This is a genomic window from Flavobacteriales bacterium (genome assembly GCA_016700415.1).
Classification (GTDB): domain Bacteria; phylum Bacteroidota; class Bacteroidia; order Flavobacteriales_F; family PHOS-HE28; genus PHOS-HE28.
On sequence record CP065018.1, the window covers coordinates 253314 to 271044 of the forward strand.

Here is a 17731-nt window from a genome sequence, read left to right on the forward strand (position 1 = left end):
CAAGGAGCCGCCAGGCCCACTTGATGCTATCCTAAACACTTTCTTGCAAAGGCGCCGGGAACATCAGCCTGTCCAAGCGCTCGGTGGACCGGTCCCAGTCGAACGCCTGGTGTACGAAGCGCTCCCCGTTCGCCGCGAGGCGATCGCGTTCCTCGGGATGGTCCAACAGGCGTAAGATGTGGTCAGCATAGTCGCGGGGATCGTGGCCGATGAGGATGGAGGCTCCGGGCTCGGCACCAACGGCGTTGTTGGCCAGGTCCGAGGTGACGCAGGGCATGCGCATGGCCAAGGCCTCGAGCAGTTTGTTCTGCAGGCCGGTGCCGATCTGCATGGGGGCCACGAATATCCGGGCAGAGGCGTATGAATCGCGGATGTCCTTCACCCAGCCGCTCACGGTGACCCGCGTATCGCGTACGGCCAGCTCGCGCACCCGCTGGTCAGGGTCCACGCCGGCGATCAGCAGGGTGGTGCCCGGCCGTTGCGCATGCACCAATGGCAGCACGTGATGGACGAGGAAGAGCACACTGTCAATGTTGGGCGGGTAGTTCATGTTCCCGGTGAAAAGCAGATCGTGCTTTTTTTCGGTCTCCCGCGGGGTGAAATAGGCCGTGTCCACACCGTTGGGGATCACCTCCACCTGGTCCCGTTGCGGGTGGTAAAGCAGGTCGCGGTCCTGTGCGCTGATGATCGCATGGTGGTCGAAGAGGTCGAGCATCAGGTTTTCATAGCCGATCAGTCTTCGCGTCTCGGTCTTAAAGAACGGGCGCAGATGGAACGGGGCGTTCTCGGCGCGCCGTTCCATGCCCTTGCTCAGGGTGTCCATATAGTCCAAGGTCTTGCCCAGGTCAAAGCGGTGCCGCACATACTCGGTGGTGCGGACCAGTTGGCAAAGCACATGGTCCGGCCGGAAGTCCCTGATCACGCTGTCGATCGCTCGTTGGGCATGCCGATGGTGGAAGTAGCTCACTTGAAATGGGAGACGGGAGAAAACGGAGGTGACGGCGCGCAACAGGATCCGCCAACGGGGGAGGTGTACCACTTGCAGATGCTTGCAGAAGCTGCGCAGGTGCTCCGCATCTTCAGGCTTGATGTGCTGGTCGCTCAGGCAGAACAAGTATATCTCATGGCGTTTGGCCAGCCTCTTGATCAGGTGGTAGGCACGCAGCTTGTCGCCCTTTTCCAGCGGGTAGGGCATACGGGAAAGCACTACCAACAGCCTCATGTTTTTGCCAGAGAGGCGTAGAAGGCCACCAGTTCCTTGATGATGTCCGAATTGGTGTGCCTTGCGCGTACCAGTTTCCAGGCTTCTTTCCCGATGGCATCGGCCAATTGTGGTTCCGCGAGCACCTTGTCGATCTGGTCGGTGAAGGCGGCGGCGGTATCCGCGATCAGGATGTTCTTTCCCGGGGTATGGTCGATGCCTTCCGCGCCGATAGTGGTGCTGATGATGCACTTGCCCATGGCCATGCCCTCGATGATCTTCACACGCATGCCACCCGCACTAAACAGAGGGACGAGCATCACATGCCGTTGGGCGATGTAGCGGTTCGCGTCCGGCACGCGCCCCACCACGGTGGTGCCCGGCAGCCGGGCCCGGATCATGTCCTTTGGCATGCGGTTACCGGCCAGGTGCAGCTTGGCCTCCGGGTGCTTTTTGATCACACGGGGCCACACGGTGCGCAAGAGCCAGCGGATCCCTTCCTCATTGGGCATCCAGTCCATACTGCCCAAGTGGAAGAAGATGGGCCTGCCGGGCGGCATGGGTGCTTCGTAATCGCCGGGGTCGATTCCGAAAGGCACGGTGATGATGGGCGTCTCGCAGCCATGTTCCCTCATGTGTTGGGCGTCGGCGTCCGTGATGGCGGCCACTCCGTCCACCTGCTTCAGCACCTCGCGTTCATATTCCTTGAGCTGGCGGGCGAGGAATTTCCGGTAGGGCTTCTTCAGGATGTTGCGCTCCCCCTTGGCTATCCGCTCTTGGATCACATGTTCGAGGTTGTGTGACCGCAGCACGATGCGCGCCTTGGAGTAGCGGCGCAGCGTGGGGATGTAGGGCGTTACGAAAAGGCTTTCCAAGTGGATGATGTCGAACTCCTCCTGGGACAACAGCTGGATCAGCCGGATGTCCATGTCCGGGGAAAAGAAACGGCTGATGTTGTAGTTGTCCGCCGTCACCAGGTCGGTGAACGCGTCCACCACGTTCAGCGAAGTGTCCACGAAGACGCCTTCGATACGGGTGCGCTCGCGGTATTCGTCGGGTATTGAGGCGACCTTCAACGGGTGCTTGGCGGTGCTGATGCACAGGACCTTCACCTGGTGCCCCGCGTCCAGCAGGCCCTGCGTGATGTTGTGCATGGCCTTGGACCCGCCATCGAGGGGCGGATAGGGGGGCTTATTGCACAGTTGGAGGATGCGCATGGCGTGGTTTGAGGAGCGATCGGAAACGGTTCCACGTGCGATCATACGCATCGCGGTCGAACAACGGGCTGTCCGTTGCCGCTTTCCAGGTGAGGAAGATGCCGATGGGAAGCAGCACCATGGTACTGATCCACATGCCGGGCCATGCGGAAAGCGTGCCGGCCTTCACCATTTGCTCGGTGGAATAGCTCAGGATATGGAACACGAGGAAGAAGATGATCGCGATCACGGTGGGCACGCCCATGCCCCCTTTGCGCACGATGGCGCCCAAGGGTGCCCCGATGAAGAAGAAGATCACGCAGGCGAAGGCGAGCATCAGCTTGCGGTGCCATTCCACCTGGAACTTGGCGATCTGTTCGGTGCGGTCCCGCCGCTCGTCCACGGATCGCCCCAGTTCGTTGATCGTGTTGCGCGCCTTGTCGGTGGCGGTCTGGAACCAGATCTTCCGTTCCTGTGCGGCGGCGAGGAGGCCGGCACCTTCTCCGGGTTCCATTGCGGCACTCCCGGTCGTGCTGTCACGCGTCACGAGGAACCCGTTCCGCAGGTTTTGTTCCTGCTCCTTCTTTCGCGTGTCCAGTCGCTTCGCCAAGCTGTCCTCCGCATACTGCAGCTGCCCAAGGGTCAACATTTTATAATGATCCTTGAAGAGGTCCTCGTCCGTGCGTTTCATGCCCATGCCGGAAAGGTCGAGGCGGATCTCTTCCCGCTGGAAGCGGCCGCGAAGCAGCGGGTAGCTCCCGTTGGCCCGTGCGGGATTGTCCGATCGCTCATCATAGATCCTGCCATTCTCCAGCACCAGCACTAGGTAATGACCGTCCGTGCTGCGGCGCATGGTCCCTTTCTCCGCGCGGACAACGGTCTTGTTCGCCTGGAACGGTTTGCGATGGTCGTAGATCAGCACATCCTTCAACTCTCCCGTGCGGTCGTCCTTGTCACCCACGCGGATGGAGAAGCCGTCCAACCCGCCGAAGAAGACGCCCGGTCTCAGGTTCAGCGCCGGTTTCGCGCGGGTGACGTCCCACAACAGGCTTTGGAATTTCAGGTTGGCCACCGGCAATACGTTGTTGCTGAAATAGAACGAGAACCCCGCGAGACCGACCACGAACACCACCAAGGGGGCCATTATCTTGAACAATCCCAGGCCAGCGGACCTCATCGGCGTCAGCTCCGATCGTTCGCCCAGCCCGCCCATGGTCATAATGGAACTGAGCAGTACCGCGAGAGGAAGCACGGCAGGGACGAAGGCAGAGGTGGCGAACGCGATCAGTTTGGTGAGCACGTCCCACGGCAGGCCCTTTCCCATCAGGTCGTCCACCCATTTCCACAGCCATTGCATGCTGAAGAGGAAGAGCACGATAAGGAAGGTGACGAGCAGAGGTCCCCAATAGACCCCGATGATCATGCGGTGCAAACGCTTCATGCGCGGTATGCAAAGATCGCCAAAACGATGGCGCTGAGGTCGAACGCTGAACATCGGCGTCCGAAGAAGTACGGATCAAGCGCCCAGGACCCGGGTAAGGGTGTGGATCTGCGATTCCCAGAGGGCCTTTTCCTCTTCCAGGTCCCTAGGCCACGCGTGATCCGTCACCACCAAGCAGGTCTCATTGGTCATGCCGTCGATACGGATGCGCAGTTCAAAATAGGCGTTCGGGTCCTCGTCCATGTCGTCCGCCCATCGAAAGCGGATGTACTCGCCGGACCGTTGGTTCAGGCATTCCGCGACCTCGGTATCTTCTCCCCATTTGAAGGTGTACATGCTGTCAATGACGTTCACGTCATCGCAGAACCATTTGCTGAAGCCACTGGGCGTGCTGATATGTTCGTAGAGCGATGCGACGGAGGCGTTCAGGTAGAATTCAAGCTGGTATCGCTGCTTCAGGGCCGATTTTGGCGGACGTACCGGGGCCGCTTCCTTCTTCGGGAGCTGCGCCACCGAGGGGACTGTTTTGGCGGGGGCCTTCTGTGCCGGGGCCTTTTTCACGGGCGCCTTCTTTGCGGGAGCATTCTTCACCGGGGCCTTTTTCACGGGCGCCTTCTTTGCTGGGGCCTTTTTCGCTGGGGCTTTTTTCTCGGGTGCCTTCTTTGCTGGGGCCTTCTTCGCCGGGGCTTTTTTCACGGGTGCCTTCTTTGCTGGGGCCTTCTTCACCGGGGCCTTTTTCACGGGTGCCTTCTTGGCGGGAACCTTCTTTGCCGGGGCCTTTTTCACGGGCGCCTTCTTGGCTGGGGCCTTCCTCGCCGGAGCTTTTTTCACGGGCGCCTTCTTGGCGGAGGACTTCTTTGCGGGAGACTTATTCGCGGGCGCCTTCTTGGCGGAAGCCTTTTTCGTGGATGCGGCTTTTCCCTTGCTCATTTTGCGCCCGACGGACGGTTTGGCGGGTTTCGCAGCCTTACTGCGGGGCTTGGTCTTCAATTGCGCCATGGTCGAAAAGCTCGGTATCGGTGTGGGGGAAAGGTAAGCAGATCCGGTTGCCGTGCAAGTATGGCCCAGTTTTCAAGGTTCGGGCACCTTGCTATATTCGCGGCCCGAAATGGCGCGGTAGCTCAGCTGGTTAGAGCGCGTGATTCATAATCACGAGGTCGAGTGTTCAAGTCACTCTCGCGCTACTCCTACGGTAGCAAGCCCTTCAGCGAAAGCTGGGGGGCTTTGTTTTGGGAGCGGGCGTCAGGAGTTCAATTTCGGCCCGGTCATTCAAATGCGGCAGGGTGGCAGGTCCGCAGGATCCTTAGCTTCGGCCTGTGTCCAGAAGTCGGCTTAGGAGAGTCCTATTTCAATCCGACCAGAGGCCCCACATGTACATTAAGATCTTCCCTGTCGTGGTCCTGTTGTTATTGGCAGCTTGCGCGGCTCCCACGTTCTCCTCATCGGACATGGATGCCATCCGTTCAACCATTTCCCAACAGGAAAAGGCCTGGAATAACGGCGACATCCCCAGCTTCATGCAGGCGTATGATGACAGTGCTTGCTTCATCAGCCTCAAGGAGAGGACCTGCGGAAAGTCCGTGGTAACGGCACGCTATGAAAAACGGTATCCGGACCGGGAGGCGATGGGGACACTTGATTTCGGGCAGTTGGAGATCCTGGGTGCAGGGGCCGACCATGCCTGGTGTACGGGCACGTGGCGTCTGGTCCGTTCGCAGGACACCCTTTCCGGCGGCTTCAGCCTTTTCTGGGTGCGAACACCCCGAGGCTGGCGGATCTTGCGAGACCATACATACTGAGGGTGGCGGCTAACTTGCGCCCATGTCGATCACCCTCGTCATCATAGCGGTCACCGTAGTGGTATCCTTGGCTGCGCTCAACAACCAGCGGTTGTTCGAGAACCTCTTGTTCCAGCCTTTCGTGATGCACGATAGCAAGGACTGGTTCCGCTTCATCTCGCACGGCTTCGTGCATGGAAGCATCATGCACCTGCTGGTGAACATGTACGTGCTCTGGATGTTCGGCACGGCAGTGGAGAACGCTTATGGTGAACTCACTGGCAAAGACCCACTGCTGCCATATCTCATTCTGTACCTCGGCGGCATCATCCTGAGCTCGCTGCCCGGCTACTTCAAGCACCGTCATGATCCCCAATACCGTGCGGTGGGCGCATCAGGCGCCACTTCCGCCGTGGTGTTCTCCTTTATCCTGTTGCATCCGGACACCAAGCTGATGCTCATCTTCCTGCCCATTCCCATGGCGGCCTGGATCTTCGGCGGCCTCTATTTGGCCTACGAATGGTACATGAGCAAAAAGGGAAGGGACGGCATAGCGCATGACGCGCACTATTTCGGTGCCTTGTACGGTATAGCCTTCACCGCTTTGCTCGGCCCGCACGTGGTGTCGCACTTCATTGAAGCGGTCAGTTTCTGATATGGGCGAAGGAAGGGCCGCTTTGTTCCTTGACCGCGACGGTGTGATCAACCGGGAGCGCGGTTCGCACACTTGGAAGTTGGAGGATTTCGAGATACTTCCGGATGTGGGGGAAGCTGTCAAAGCGGCGCATGCGGCGGGGCTGCCCGTCATCGTGGTGACCAACCAGAGCGGGATCGGACTGGGTCTTTACGGCCACGGCGATGTGGAACGTTTACATGGCTATCTTCACCGGCAGCTTGCCCTGCAGGGCGCACAACTCGACGCCGTGTACTACTGCCCACATCATCCCTCCCAAGGCCGGTGCCTGTGCCGCAAGCCGGCCGGCCTGCTTTTTGAACGTGCCGTGGCCCGCTTCGGCATCGATCCATCACGGTCCTTGATGGTGGGCGACCGCCAACGCGACCTGGACGCCGCCGCCACGGTCGGCATTCGCGGGGTGCTGGTACCGGCCGACCAAGCTTTAATGCCATTGTTGAAAAAGGAAGATTTTATCTGATGGGGGCCTACGTAAATCTCAATGGAGCTCTATGCCCGGCCGATGCGCCGGTGATCCCCTTGGACAACCGGGCCTTCCACTTTGGTGATGGCGTGTTCGAGACCATGCGGATCGTGCGCGGGCGCATCTGCTTTTTGGATGCGCACTGGTCCCGCCTCGTGGAAGGGCTGAAGGTCCTGCGGATCTCGATGCCGAAGAACCTGGACTTCGAAAGCCTGGAACAGGCGATCACGGAACTGTTCGAGCGCAATGAGATGCCTAATGCGCGCTGCCGCCTCACGGTGTTCCGTGATTCACCGGGCTTTTTCAGGCCGGAACGGAACGACGGTGCGTACACCATTGAACTAATGCCCGTGGAGCGGGACACCTATATCCTCAATGAACGGGGACACACTGTAGATCTCTATCCCGAAATGCGAAAGGCCGTCAATCTGCTCTCCGTCCACAAGACGTTGGATTCGCAGCTTTACGTGATGGCCTGTCTGTGGTCCATTGAGAACCACCTGGACGATTGCCTTTTGCAGAACGACCGCGGCAACATCATTGAGAGCAGTTCCGGGAACATCTTCATCGTGAGCAACGGTGTACTGTACACGCCTCCGCTTACCGACGGCTGCTTAGGCGGCATCATGCGCATGCAGGTCATCAACGTCGCGCTGGAGAACGGCATCAAGGTGTACGAGAGCTCATTGACGCCGCAGAACTTACTGGTGGCGGATGAGCTGTTCTTCACCAATGCGGCCTTGGGCGTACAGTGGGTGGGCGCTTATCGCACCAAGCGTTATGCGCACCGCATGGCCTTGCGCTTGCAGGACCTGTTGGTGAAGAAGGTGCTCAGTTGAGCGAGGGGTCTTCCGGAAAATTCGCGAGCGGTGCATAGGCGGGACCCATGGTCCGCAGCGTGTTAGCCCACAGGTTTTCCGTACGGGAATTCATCACCACGCGCTTGTCCGCAGGATGGATCAACCAGGAACGTTGTTCGATCTCCGTGTTCAATTGATCCGCGCCCCAACCACTGTATCCTACGAAGAAGCGGACATGCTTGGCCAGTTTCGGCGCTGCGGAGAGCATTGCTTTGAGCTGGTCATAATCGCCGCCCATGTGGATGTCGTCCACCACCTTCATGCTTCCTTCAATGCGCGGCCCCAAGGTGTGCAAGTAGAAGAGGTTGCCGCTTTGCACAGGACCTCCGATACCTACGGAGGAAGGTACGGTCGGCATGTCCTCCATGAGATCCGATACGGCCATGTCGATCGGGCGGTTGAGGACCAGACCGAAGGAGCCCTCGTCATCATGCATGCACAACAGCACCACGGACCTTCTGAAATACGGGTCGGCGAGATAGGGGCCGCTCACGAGCAGTGTTCCCGGAGCGGGAGGCAACGGGTTGGGCGGGTCGAGTTCAAGCGGGTCGGTCGACATGGTGCAACGGATGAAATGTACGATTTCATCCGATCATGCCGCAACGGATAACTTCGCCGCAACAGAAAAACGCAGGCCATGGGCGAGGAACGAAAAGTGGGGGAACGGAATGAGTACGATCGGTCGTCGCTGATGGAAACGGATGCGGGGATGGACCCGATGCGCTTGTTCCTGTCATGGCTGGACGAGGCGGAGCGAACGGGCCAACCGGACCACAACGCGATGATGCTCTCCACCGTCGGCAGCATGAGCATCAGTTGCCGCGTGGTGCTGCTTCGTCAAGCGGATGAGCGCGGCTTCGTCTTCTACACCAACTACAACAGTCGCAAGGCGATGGACCTGGAGCGCGATCCAAGGGCCGCGCTCACCTTTTTCTGGCCGGCGTTGGAGCGTCAGGTCCGGATCGAGGGAAAGGCGGTGAAGCTTCCATCGGAAGAAAGTGATGCATACTTCGCCGATCGCCCGAGGGCAAGTCGGATCGGTGCTTGGAGCAGTGACCAAAGCAGGACCGTGGAGGACCGGGCTGCGATGGAGGAGCGATTCGAGCGCTGGACCAAACGGTTCGAAGGACAAGAAGTGCCGCGCCCGGAACATTGGGGCGGCATCCTTGTAAGGCCGGTGAGGATGGAACTGTGGCAAGGACGTGCGAGCCGCTTGCATGACCGGCTTGCCTACGAGCGCTTCAGCGACGGTAGCTGGCAGCGCATGCGGCTCCAGCCCTGAACCGGCCCCGCGTCCGTACTTATGCATGACGACCTGAGGGATGGTCATCATCCGGGTTTTCGGGACCGTGCCGAAGAGGGACGGTCCGTGAGGGAGCCCGGTGTCATTCATGTGGACTTGCGTTCCGATGATGGTGTGACGGAACATCCATATAGCAGAAGACCCCCGATCTCTCGGGGGTCTTTGCTTCTGTCGCGTTCTGCCGCTTACTTCTTCTTCTTGGCAGCGGCCTTCTTCTTAGGAGCTGCCTTCTTGGCGACTGCCTTCTTAGCGGCTGCCTTCTTCGGCGCTGCTTTTTTAGCGGCTGCCTTCTTCGGCGCTGCCTTTTTAGCGGCTGCCTTCTTCGGCGCTGCTTTTTTCTTTGGCGCTGCTTTCTTGGCAGCGGCCTTCTTGGCAGAGGCTACCGTGCGCTTGGCAGGACGAGCCTTGCCTTTGCTACCAGCGGTACGCTTACCCTTCTTCGTCTTCATATCACCTTTACCCATTGTCTGGAGTGTTTAGGATTTGATCCAAATCTATCCGCAAGTTGTAACGCGCACATCATGAGTACGGTTTCATTTCTCCACTGAACTGTGTTGAGAACCATCGGTCCGATCAACGGTATTGATGGTCATCGCAAATGCGGGTTGAAGTTGCTTGAGCGCTGAACGCCTTGTCAACGCTGATGTTTTTAAGTGCCCGCATCTTCAATGTGATCTACTTCGTGCATGTTCGTGATGATGAAGATGGAGTCGTTCAACACGTGCGATCATGTTCTCATGGACGGTCGCGAAGTGAAAAAAAAGTGCGTGACCGGTCGTGCCGTCATCGCAAGATCGTGTTCGCTGGATCATGGAAGGGGCGATCACTCCGATACTTCCTCATCGGAAATGCCGTCGGCCTCCTTGTCGAAACGCGCTTCAAGGAATTGCGCGGAATGCACGGTCTTGCGCGCCCACGAAAGTTTGAGCGCGTCGATCGCGCTTTCGTCCAACCGCCATTCCACGTCCGAATTGCGCAGACGTTGCATCACTGTATAAAGGACGATCGCCGCGGACACCGAGATGTTGAAGCTCTCCGTGAAGCCGTGCATCGGAATGCGCAGGAAGGTGTCGGCGTGCTCCATCATGCCATCGCTCAGTCCGGTGAGCTCGGTGCCGAAGCAGAAGGCCATGGGCTTGTCCAGCGGAATGGTCTCCGGTGTCATGCTGTCCGCCCGTGGAGAGGTTGCGACGATACGGTAACCGTTCTCCTTCAATGCGGTCACGCAGGTGAGTACGTTGTCCGCGGCACGATCGCGATAGCGGATCATGTCGGTCCACTTCGAGGAGCCCAGTGTGACGTCCGGGTTCACGGTGTACTTGTTCCGATTCTCTATGATGTGGATATCCTGCACGCCTAAGAGGTCGGCCGTGCGCACCACCGCGCTTGCATTGTGGGGTTGGTAGATGTCCTCTAACACCACGGTGACATGCCGTGTGCGCTCTTGGGCGATGCGCTCGAAGAGGGCCCGCTTGTTGTCGGAAATGAAGGGGGCAAGTTGGGCGTATCGCTCGGCGTCGGTGGCCATGGGTGAATGTTGAAGTGGTACAAAAGAAAAGGTCCCCCACGAATGGAGGACCTTTCCAATGTCGGGTGATGATCACTTCACCTTCTTGCTCAGGTCCGCACCGGCCTTGAACTTCACCACTTTCTTAGCGGCGATCTTGATCTCCTTGCCGGTCTGCGGGTTGCGGCCTTTACGGGCTGCACGCTTGGTGATGCTGAAGGTGCCGAAGCCAACGAGGGCTACGCGCTCACCTTTTTTCAAAGCCTTCGTGGTGTTGTTCACGAAAGCGTCCAAGGCACGCTTGGCGTCCGCCTTGGAGATCTTCGCCTCAGCGGCGATCGATTCGATCAATTCTGCTTTGTTCAGTCCCATGTTCTTTTGGTTTTGAGTGTTGGTTAGATGATGAACTCGGAGCAAATGTATTTGGAAAGCCCCTGCTGTCAAGGGTTTCAGAGGGATTGAGCGGAAAATGTTGAAAAATCAGGGGGTTTGTTCATAAGTCGGGCGCATAACTACTGATACCAAGGGTTTGCGGGAACGGTCCCAAATGTCTCAAGGAGGAGGAAGTGAAGAGCCGGATCCCCTTCACTTCGACGGTGATGAACAACTGGGTTTTTATGCGACGTGGATCCCTGTCCGGTTATGAAGCCCGCGTAAAAAGGCCTCCGCGCTCATCGGGCGTTTGCCTTGCATCTGCACTTCCAGCGCCTCGATCGGACCGTTGCTACATCCGATCAACAGGCGATCGTCCACCAGGGTCACCTGGCCGGGCCGTGACTTTTCCGTGGAGGCCGGTGCGCGCCGGGCCGCGAGGATCTTGAACTGGCGATCGTCGTGCCCCTCCTCCTTCCATGTGGTCCATGCACCGGGATAAGGTGATAGTCCTCTTATATGGTCGTGGACGCGTTGTGCGGAAAGATCCCAGTCGATCCGGGATGAGAGCGGCGTCAACTTCGGTGCATCGTGTACGCGGTCCCCGGCGAACTGTGCCTGGGGGATGCTTTCCACCGTGCCGTCCAGAATGTCCTTCGCCGTACGAACGAGCAGGTCGGCACCGATGCTCATCAACCGGTCATGCAGGGCGCCGGTGTTTTCTTCGGGACCTATCTCGACGACCTCTCGGAGCAGGATGTCACCGGTGTCGATGCGTCCGTTGATCATGAAGGTGGTCACCCCGGTGCGCTGCTCGCCATTGATCACGGCCCAGTTGATCGGGGCCGCACCGCGATAGTCGGGGAGGAGCGAGGCATGCAGGTTCACCGTGCCATTCTTCGGCCGCGCCCACACCGCCTCGGGCAGCATCCGGAACGCCACCACCACATAGAGCGATGCTTTCGTTGCATCCAATTGCGCATGGAACTCGGGCGCTTTCAAGTTCTCGGGCTGAAGTACAGGGAGGCCGAGTTCCAACGCGCGTTCCTTCACGGCGCTCATGCGCAATTGCCGCCCGCGCCCCGCAGGCCGATCTGGTGCGGTTACCACGGCGGCCACATCCATTTTGGCATTGATGAGCGCGTTGAGGGAGGCCACCGCGAACGCGGGGGTGCCCATGAAAACAATGCGTCGGTTCATTTCAGTATACGGGGATCGAAGTGGAAGCGATAGGGGAGCAACGCATCCTTGCCGGCATAGTCCACGCCGATACGCGGGCCGATGATAACGGAAGTCCGGGGAATGGTGATGCCGTGGTCCTCGACGGTGATGAGATCGCCCAGCAGATCGGTGCCGGTATGTGCCGTTCGGATGCCGAGCGACTGGGACAGTGTTCCGGGGCCGGTGGTGGTGAGCACCTTAGCGTTACGCCTTCGTAGCATGGTCTCTTTTCCTTGCAAGGGATGGATGGCGCGCACCAGCACGGCATGAGCGATGCCCGGCATGTCGGTGACGATGTTGAAGAGATGGTGGATGCCGTAGCAGAGGTATATGTAGGCGAAGCCCGGTTCTCCATACATGATGGCATTCCTCTTGGTCACCTTTCCCCCATACGCATGCGATGCACGGTCCACTGCGCCGGCATAGGCTTCGGTCTCGGAGATCACACCTGAGGTGAGCTCCCTGTCGATGTTCGTCACGAGCACCTTGCCTAAAAGTTCGCGCGCCACTTCGACCACATCGCTATTCGCATAGAATCTCCGGTCCAACTTTTTCATGCTCAGTTGCGATCGCGGATCGCATGCCCTTCATCCACCTCCCAACGAACAGGCGGCTCCTGCACGATGTTCGTCCGGTCGGCTGCCTGGCAGTTGTCGCACCGGCGACAGGGCGCTTGCGGTGTCTCCCCGAAATAACGGAGCACCGCGGATTCCCGGCATCCAAGATCATGGAATGCGAACGCCACCATCGCTTCCATCCGCTCGCGTGCGCGCTCCTCGCGTGCCTGTAGAGCTTCCTTGTTCAGTGTCAACGTCCGTGCATCGCGTCGCGGGATGAGCAGCGTCGCCGTGGGTGAATCATTCCTTGGCCGATAGAAGAGCACATTGGTGCGGGAGAGGTCGAACAGCAGGTTGCGCACGTGCATCACGGACTTGCCCAGGTGTTTGGCCAGCGCTTCCTCGTCGATGATGGCGGCTTCCTCGAAGAGCCCGCCATACAGCCGCAACAGGGCCTCCAGCAAAGGCCCGGCGCGGTTGTCCTTCACGCGCAGGTCGTGTACAGTGTCCGCCCCGGCGCGCATCAGCACGCGTGAGGGGGAATGCGCACCGTCCGACAAGGCGATGCCACCGTCGAGCTCAAGGGCCTTCAGCGCGTTGTTCACTTTGGCCACGGGCAGGGTCGCCCTTCGGCCCAGTTCAGCCAGGTCCAGGTTGTAGGCCTCGAACTCGCCGGCGCCCAAGGCGATACCATGTTGATCGGCGAAGGCCTGGTAAACGCGGCGGACCTCGTTGAGCGACGGGAAGGAAGCATCCACCTTTTCGCGCAGCTTCCCCTCGTCCGCCGGATGGGTCAAGAGGAATGCATAAGCGGATTTGCCGTCGCGTCCGGCGCGCCCCGATTCCTGATAGTAGCTCTCCATGTCCGGCGGTGGTTCCAGGTGTACCACGGAGCGCACGTCGGCCTTGTCGATCCCCATCCCGAAGGCGTTCGTTGCAGCCACGAAGCGCGTTTTTCCTTCCGACCATTCACGTTGTACCCGTTCACGGTCCTCGAACGGGAGCCCTGCGTGGTAGGCTTCGGCGCTGATGCCGTGCTGCTTCAGGTATTGTGCGATCCGCACCGTGCCGCGGCGGTCGCGCAAGTAGACGATGCCGCTGCCTTGCACCTTGTGCGCGATCCGCAACAACCTTCCGAGCTTGTCCTCGCCACGGCTTACCCAGAAGGTGAGCTCAGGCCGGATGAAGGAGCCGCGTAATTCGTTCTTCTTCCGGAAATCCAGCCGCTTCATGATGTCCTTCGCCACCTCCGGTGTGGCCGAGGCGGTCAATGCCAGGATGGGTACCTTGGGATGGGCTTCGCGGAGCGAGCCGATAAGCATGTACGCGGGCCGGAAATCATAACCCCACTGACTGATGCAATGGGCCTCGTCCACCGCGATGAGACCGACGGGCATACGCGAAAGACGCGCCTTGAAGAGATCCGAGCCCAACCGTTCCGGCGAGACATAGAGGAAGTCCAACTTACCGAGCATCGCACTGTCCAAGGCATTGTCGATCTCCACATGGCCCATGCCGCTGGTGACGGCAGTGGCGCGAACGCCCTGTTTACGGAGCCGTTCCACCTGATCGCGCATCAGTGCGATCAGCGGCGACACCACGATGCAAAGCTTGCCCATTGCGAGGGCCGGCACTTGAAAGCACAGGCTCTTCCCTCCACCGGTGGGCATCAACGCGAGCGTGTCTTCGCCGTTCATCACGGCCCGTACCACCTCTTCCTGCATGGGCCGGAATTCGGGATAGCCCCATACGGAGAGAAGGACTTCTTGGATATCGCGGGCCATTGGAAGCACAAGGATACGGGTCCGGGTTCTGGGAATCCTTAGCGAGAGAGGTTACATTTGGGCACAAACACAGCGAAATGATCAGTGCTGCACCAAGTATGGATATTAGGAACATCGAACGTTCCCGCCTTCCGGAGACCGATCTGGAGCATTTGAAATTCGGCCGGGTCTTCACCGACCACATGTTCGTGATGGATTTTGTGGACGGTGCATGGCAACGGCCGCAGATCGTGCCTTTCGGCGATCAAGAGATGAGCCCGGCCACGCTGGTGATCCACTATGCCCAAACGATATTCGAAGGCATGAAAGCCTATCGAAATGAACAGGGCGAGGTGACGCTGTTCCGGCCGGAGGCGAACATTGCCCGGATGAACCGCAGTGCGAAGCGGATGTGCATGCCCCAGATCCCGGAGGACCTTTTTCTGGAAGGGCTGAAGGAACTGGTGCGCCTGGACGGGGCCTGGTTGCCGGAAGGGAAGGACGGCGCGTTGTACATCCGTCCGTTCATGTACGCGGACGACGAATACATCGGTGTGAAGCCCAGCGACGGCTACCGCTTTATCATCTTCATGAGCCCGGTCCGTGGCTACTATCAGGAGCCGTTGAAAGTGCGTATCGAACTGGAGTACAGCCGGGCCTTCCCCGGAGGGACCGGCGAGGTGAAGTGCGGCGGCAACTATGCGGGCGGGCTTTATCCCTCGAAGATGGCGCAGGATGCCGGCTACCACCAGTTGTTGTGGACCGATGCGATGGAGCACAAGTACATCGAGGAGAGCGGTACGATGAACGTCTTCTTCATCATCGACGGCGTATTGACCACCCCCAGCTTGGACGGGACGATCCTGGCGGGGATCACACGGGACAGCATCCTGAGGATCGCCGGTGAAATGGGCCTGTCCGTGAAGGAGCGGAGAGTGACCGTGGAAGAAGTGGTGTCCGGTGTGGGCAACGGCAAGGTGACCTCTGCCTTCGGCGCCGGTACGGCCGCCACGATCGCGCCGATCGCTGTGATCGGCTACAAGGGCGAGGACCTGAAGCTGCCACCGGTGGACGAGAACAGCGAAGTGATGCGGATCGGCAAGTTGCTGGACGACATCCGGCGCGGCCGCGTGTCGGACACCCGCGGCTGGGTGGTGAAGGCTTCTTGACGCTACCGGACCTGCACAGAGACTACCGGCCGTCCGGTACCGTTCCATACCGTAATGTCCTCCGTGTCTTCCCGCATGGATCCAGTGCAACGGTCTTGGTACCGTCTCTTGCCATGGGTCACCGCCTTTGCGGTGGCCATGGGTTTCCTTGAATCCGCCGTGGTGGTCTACCTGCGAGCGCTCTATTATCCGGACGGGTTCAACTTCCCCTTGGTGCCGATGGACACGACGCTCGTTCTGACGGAGCTGCTCCGGGAGTTCGCAACGTTGGTGATGTTGCTTGCACCAGGGGCGTTGATCGCGAAGGGGCGCATGGAGCGGTTTGCCTGGTTCTGTTGGGCGTTCGCGATCTGGGACCTTTTCTACTATGTCTTCCTGAAGGTCTTGTTGGGCTGGCCGGAAAGCTTCTTCACGTGGGATGTCCTCTTCTTGCTGCCCACGGTCTGGGTTGGACCGGTGCTGGCACCGTGCATGGTGTCGTTGGGCATGCTCGGCCTTGCGGCGGTGATCTTGCATGGGCGTACACGCATGCCCAACTATGGGCCGACACGTGTCCAATGGAGCCTGCTGATCGGTGCTGGCGCGATCATGTTGTACACCTTCATGTCCGATCCGATCAGGTACCTGCGGACCTTGGAGCCTGGCCGGGGCGTGGAGGCCACGGGGATGTCCGCGCTGGCCGACTATGTGCCCGTTTCCTTCCAATGGCCGCTATTCCTTTCCGCATGTGTTATAGCGTGTGTAGCTTTATTCTCCATGCTTCGCGATACGCGCCGGGCAACTGCGAAAGGGCATTGATCCTGCTTCCTGATCATGCATTCGGGAAGGATGTCGCATCTTTCCCTTGATGAAGCTGCGCTCGAAGCTCTTCCTTTTTGTACTGGCATGTGTATTCGCGTTGACCGGGCCAAAGGCGGCATCCGCTCAGACCGGCTCGCGGACGGTGCTGGTAGTGGACAGCCTGGATGGGCATCCCATTCCCGAGGTGTCGATCACCGTGGACGGCGTTCCGCAGCGAACAACGGAGGTGGAGGGCAAGGCGCAACTGCGATGGGACGCTCGATCGGATGTGAGGTTGCGTTTCGAACACGTCAGCTATCGTGCGTTGGAAGTCCGCTTGAAGGATATGGAGAAATTGGATGGTGCATGGGTCGTCCGCTTGGTGCCGAAGGACTATCAGCTTGGCGCGGTCACCGTAGGGCGCGCTGTTCCTGAGGTTGTCTTCGAGCGCCCGGACCTGCATGCGGCGGATCTTTTTATCAACGATGAAGGGCTCTGGGTGCTGGCCTACGAGCATCCGCGCATGGTGCGCTCGCAGGTGGATGCGAGCAAGGAGATCCTGCGTGATGTCCGGCTGGTGCTGCTGGATACGTCATTCAACGAAGTGGTCTCATGTCCGGTGCCCGAGGATGTGTTCGGGCTTCGGCACGACCTGCGGAACGACGTGGTGATCGAGGGCACGCGGCACGCGTTCAGTGTGGGACGCTCCGGCGATGAACTGGTGCTTCGGCCGTTCGGCTTGGATGAACTGCGCCGGGCGGTGTTGCCATGGTCGGACAGCATCCCCGGCTGGGTGTTGGGCTCGAACGCCGCCCCGGAATATCCGGCGCTGGACCACCTCGCCTTCGATCCGGAACGCGACACTACGCGACGGATCTGTTCCGTGGTGGACACCTTCATGATGGACCTGTTCCGCAGTTCGTACAAATACATGAAGGGGCCGGACAAGGTGGCGGCGATGAACCTTGCGGCGCAGCTTGGCGTGGACAAGGAAGTGGTGGCGGGATACATGAGCGGCTTCAGCCATAACATCTGGTACCGGCCGGTTTATGCGCCGCTCTTCGTGGTGGGCGACACCTTGTTGGTCTTCGACCACGAGCGTTGGCGATTACGGAAGTTCGCACGCTCCTTGTCCGCGGCAGGGGAGGTCGCGCTGCCGTACCAAGTCAAAGCGGAGGGGCGGTTCTGGTCCGGGGAACTTGTCCAAGACCGGATGACCCAACGGATCTACGCGGTGTTCCAGCGCAACGGGATCACGTGGTTGCGTTCCATTGATCCCGTTTCCGGCGCATTGGGCGATCCCTTCCGCTTGGCGAACAGCTATCCTGAACGTGTGCAGGTGCAGGCCGGCAAGGTGTACTACATCTGGCGCCCATACGCTTCGTTGCAGAAACGCACGGTCTACAGGGAACGGATGTAAGGTGAT

General features: G+C 59.5%; 20 protein-coding genes and 1 tRNA gene. 10 read left to right on the plus strand and 11 right to left on the minus strand.

The features are described from left to right. Positions 1-31 precede the first annotated feature (31 nt). From IPP95_01015 to IPP95_01030, 4 genes are all read right to left on the minus strand, one after another. The gene (locus IPP95_01015) at positions 32-1222 is read right to left on the minus strand and encodes a glycosyltransferase (GenBank protein ID QQS72847.1); all 1191 of its coding nucleotides are present in this window, start codon (positions 1220-1222) and stop codon (positions 32-34) included. Then, on the minus strand, positions 1219-2418 hold the full coding sequence (locus IPP95_01020; GenBank protein QQS72848.1) for a glycosyltransferase: 1200 nt from the start codon (positions 2416-2418) through the stop codon (positions 1219-1221). The genes IPP95_01015 and IPP95_01020 overlap by 4 nt, the downstream gene beginning before the upstream one ends. Next, the gene (locus IPP95_01025; GenBank protein QQS72849.1) at positions 2393-3838 is read right to left on the minus strand and encodes an LptF/LptG family permease; all 1446 of its coding nucleotides are present in this window, start codon (positions 3836-3838) and stop codon (positions 2393-2395) included. The genes IPP95_01020 and IPP95_01025 overlap by 26 nt, the downstream gene beginning before the upstream one ends. Positions 3839-3913: 75 nt before the next feature. After that, on the minus strand, positions 3914-4351 hold the full coding sequence (locus tag IPP95_01030; protein ID QQS72850.1) for an SRPBCC domain-containing protein: 438 nt from the start codon (positions 4349-4351) through the stop codon (positions 3914-3916). A gap of 13 nt (positions 4352-4364) precedes the next feature. Here IPP95_01030 and IPP95_01035 point away from each other — a divergent pair, with 13 nt between their 5' ends. From IPP95_01035 to IPP95_01060, 6 genes are all read left to right on the plus strand, one after another. Continuing rightward, positions 4365-4874 carry a pentapeptide repeat-containing protein gene (locus IPP95_01035; protein QQS72851.1) on the plus strand — a complete coding sequence of 170 codons (510 nt, stop codon included), beginning with the start codon at positions 4365-4367 and terminating at the stop codon, positions 4872-4874. Positions 4875-4948: 74 nt separating this feature from the next. Further along, positions 4949-5022 (plus strand) — tRNA-Met (locus IPP95_01040). Between the two features lie 186 nt (positions 5023-5208). After that, the gene (locus IPP95_01045) at positions 5209-5637 is read left to right on the plus strand and encodes a DUF4440 domain-containing protein (protein QQS72852.1); all 429 of its coding nucleotides are present in this window, start codon (positions 5209-5211) and stop codon (positions 5635-5637) included. Positions 5638-5659: 22 nt separating this feature from the next. Next, positions 5660-6271 carry a rhomboid family intramembrane serine protease gene (locus IPP95_01050; protein ID QQS72853.1) on the plus strand — a complete coding sequence of 204 codons (612 nt, stop codon included), beginning with the start codon at positions 5660-5662 and terminating at the stop codon, positions 6269-6271. Between the two features lies 1 nt (position 6272). Beyond that, positions 6273-6770 (plus strand): HAD family hydrolase, encoded by a 498-nt coding sequence (locus IPP95_01055; GenBank protein QQS72854.1) that lies wholly within the window; start codon positions 6273-6275, stop codon positions 6768-6770. Continuing rightward, positions 6770-7612 (plus strand): aminotransferase class IV, encoded by an 843-nt coding sequence (locus IPP95_01060; GenBank protein QQS72855.1) that lies wholly within the window; start codon positions 6770-6772, stop codon positions 7610-7612. The genes IPP95_01055 and IPP95_01060 overlap by 1 nt, the downstream gene beginning before the upstream one ends. On the opposite strand, the gene IPP95_01065 is transcribed toward IPP95_01060, so the two are convergent. Next, entirely contained in the window at positions 7605-8192 is a 588-nt protein-coding gene (locus IPP95_01065; protein ID QQS72856.1) for a YqgE/AlgH family protein, read from the minus strand. The genes IPP95_01060 and IPP95_01065 overlap by 8 nt on opposite strands. A 78-nt stretch (positions 8193-8270) precedes the next feature. Between IPP95_01065 and pdxH the strand changes: the two genes are divergently transcribed. Further along, on the plus strand, positions 8271-8915 hold the full coding sequence (pdxH, locus tag IPP95_01070; GenBank protein QQS72857.1) for a pyridoxamine 5'-phosphate oxidase: 645 nt from the start codon (positions 8271-8273) through the stop codon (positions 8913-8915). Positions 8916-9121: 206 nt separating this feature from the next. On the opposite strand, the gene IPP95_01075 is transcribed toward pdxH, so the two are convergent. The 6 genes from IPP95_01075 to IPP95_01100 all read right to left on the minus strand — a co-directional run bounded on the left by IPP95_01075 (position 9122) and on the right by IPP95_01100 (position 14377). After that, entirely contained in the window at positions 9122-9400 is a 279-nt protein-coding gene (locus IPP95_01075; GenBank protein ID QQS72858.1) for a 30S ribosomal protein THX, read from the minus strand. Between the two features lie 359 nt (positions 9401-9759). Further along, on the minus strand, positions 9760-10464 hold the full coding sequence (locus IPP95_01080) for an RNA methyltransferase (GenBank protein QQS72859.1): 705 nt from the start codon (positions 10462-10464) through the stop codon (positions 9760-9762). Positions 10465-10536: 72 nt separating this feature from the next. Then, a complete protein-coding gene (locus IPP95_01085; protein ID QQS74161.1) occupies positions 10537-10809 on the minus strand; it encodes an HU family DNA-binding protein in 273 nt (90 codons plus the stop codon). A gap of 249 nt (positions 10810-11058) precedes the next feature. Next, a complete protein-coding gene (locus IPP95_01090; GenBank protein ID QQS72860.1) occupies positions 11059-12015 on the minus strand; it encodes a methionyl-tRNA formyltransferase in 957 nt (318 codons plus the stop codon). Next, the gene (locus tag IPP95_01095; protein ID QQS72861.1) at positions 12012-12593 is read right to left on the minus strand and encodes a DNA-3-methyladenine glycosylase; all 582 of its coding nucleotides are present in this window, start codon (positions 12591-12593) and stop codon (positions 12012-12014) included. The genes IPP95_01090 and IPP95_01095 overlap by 4 nt, the downstream gene beginning before the upstream one ends. Positions 12594-12595: 2 nt before the next feature. Then, complete coding sequence (locus IPP95_01100) at positions 12596-14377, minus strand: RecQ family ATP-dependent DNA helicase (protein ID QQS72862.1); 1782 nt, start codon at positions 14375-14377, stop codon at positions 12596-12598. Positions 14378-14454: 77 nt separating this feature from the next. Between IPP95_01100 and IPP95_01105 the strand changes: the two genes are divergently transcribed. The 3 genes from IPP95_01105 to IPP95_01115 all read left to right on the plus strand — a co-directional run bounded on the left by IPP95_01105 (position 14455) and on the right by IPP95_01115 (position 17725). Beyond that, complete coding sequence (locus IPP95_01105) at positions 14455-15525, plus strand: branched-chain amino acid aminotransferase (GenBank protein ID QQS72863.1); 1071 nt, start codon at positions 14455-14457, stop codon at positions 15523-15525. A 138-nt stretch (positions 15526-15663) separates the two neighbouring features. Beyond that, on the plus strand, positions 15664-16323 hold the full coding sequence (locus IPP95_01110) for a hypothetical protein (GenBank protein ID QQS72864.1): 660 nt from the start codon (positions 15664-15666) through the stop codon (positions 16321-16323). Between the two features lie 49 nt (positions 16324-16372). Beyond that, the gene (locus tag IPP95_01115; GenBank protein ID QQS72865.1) at positions 16373-17725 is read left to right on the plus strand and encodes a hypothetical protein; all 1353 of its coding nucleotides are present in this window, start codon (positions 16373-16375) and stop codon (positions 17723-17725) included. The last annotated feature ends 6 nt before the right edge of the window (positions 17726-17731 follow it).

Excerpts from the sequence above, each read along its gene's own strand:
- IPP95_01015 (QQS72847.1), bottom strand. The coding sequence starts at position 1,222 with ATGAGGCTGTTGGTAGTGCTTTCCCGTATGCCCTACCCGCTGGAAAAG.
- IPP95_01020 (QQS72848.1), bottom strand. The coding sequence starts at position 2,418 with ATGCGCATCCTCCAACTGTGCAATAAGCCCCCCTATCCGCCCCTCGAT.
- IPP95_01025 (QQS72849.1), bottom strand. The coding sequence starts at position 3,838 with ATGAAGCGTTTGCACCGCATGATCATCGGGGTCTATTGGGGACCTCTG.
- IPP95_01045 (QQS72852.1), top strand. The coding sequence starts at position 5,209 with ATGTACATTAAGATCTTCCCTGTCGTGGTCCTGTTGTTATTGGCAGCT.
- IPP95_01050 (QQS72853.1), top strand. The coding sequence starts at position 5,660 with ATGTCGATCACCCTCGTCATCATAGCGGTCACCGTAGTGGTATCCTTG.
- IPP95_01055 (QQS72854.1), top strand. The coding sequence starts at position 6,273 with ATGGGCGAAGGAAGGGCCGCTTTGTTCCTTGACCGCGACGGTGTGATC.
- IPP95_01060 (QQS72855.1), top strand. The coding sequence starts at position 6,770 with ATGGGGGCCTACGTAAATCTCAATGGAGCTCTATGCCCGGCCGATGCG.
- IPP95_01065 (QQS72856.1), bottom strand. The coding sequence starts at position 8,192 with ATGTCGACCGACCCGCTTGAACTCGACCCGCCCAACCCGTTGCCTCCC.
- pdxH (QQS72857.1), top strand. The coding sequence starts at position 8,271 with ATGGGCGAGGAACGAAAAGTGGGGGAACGGAATGAGTACGATCGGTCG.
- IPP95_01075 (QQS72858.1), bottom strand. The coding sequence starts at position 9,400 with ATGGGTAAAGGTGATATGAAGACGAAGAAGGGTAAGCGTACCGCTGGT.
- IPP95_01080 (QQS72859.1), bottom strand. The coding sequence starts at position 10,464 with ATGGCCACCGACGCCGAGCGATACGCCCAACTTGCCCCCTTCATTTCC.
- IPP95_01090 (QQS72860.1), bottom strand. The coding sequence starts at position 12,015 with ATGAACCGACGCATTGTTTTCATGGGCACCCCCGCGTTCGCGGTGGCC.
- IPP95_01095 (QQS72861.1), bottom strand. The coding sequence starts at position 12,593 with ATGAAAAAGTTGGACCGGAGATTCTATGCGAATAGCGATGTGGTCGAA.
- IPP95_01100 (QQS72862.1), bottom strand. The coding sequence starts at position 14,377 with ATGGCCCGCGATATCCAAGAAGTCCTTCTCTCCGTATGGGGCTATCCC.
- IPP95_01105 (QQS72863.1), top strand. The coding sequence starts at position 14,455 with ATGATCAGTGCTGCACCAAGTATGGATATTAGGAACATCGAACGTTCC.
- IPP95_01110 (QQS72864.1), top strand. The coding sequence starts at position 15,664 with ATGGGTTTCCTTGAATCCGCCGTGGTGGTCTACCTGCGAGCGCTCTAT.
- IPP95_01115 (QQS72865.1), top strand. The coding sequence starts at position 16,373 with ATGAAGCTGCGCTCGAAGCTCTTCCTTTTTGTACTGGCATGTGTATTC.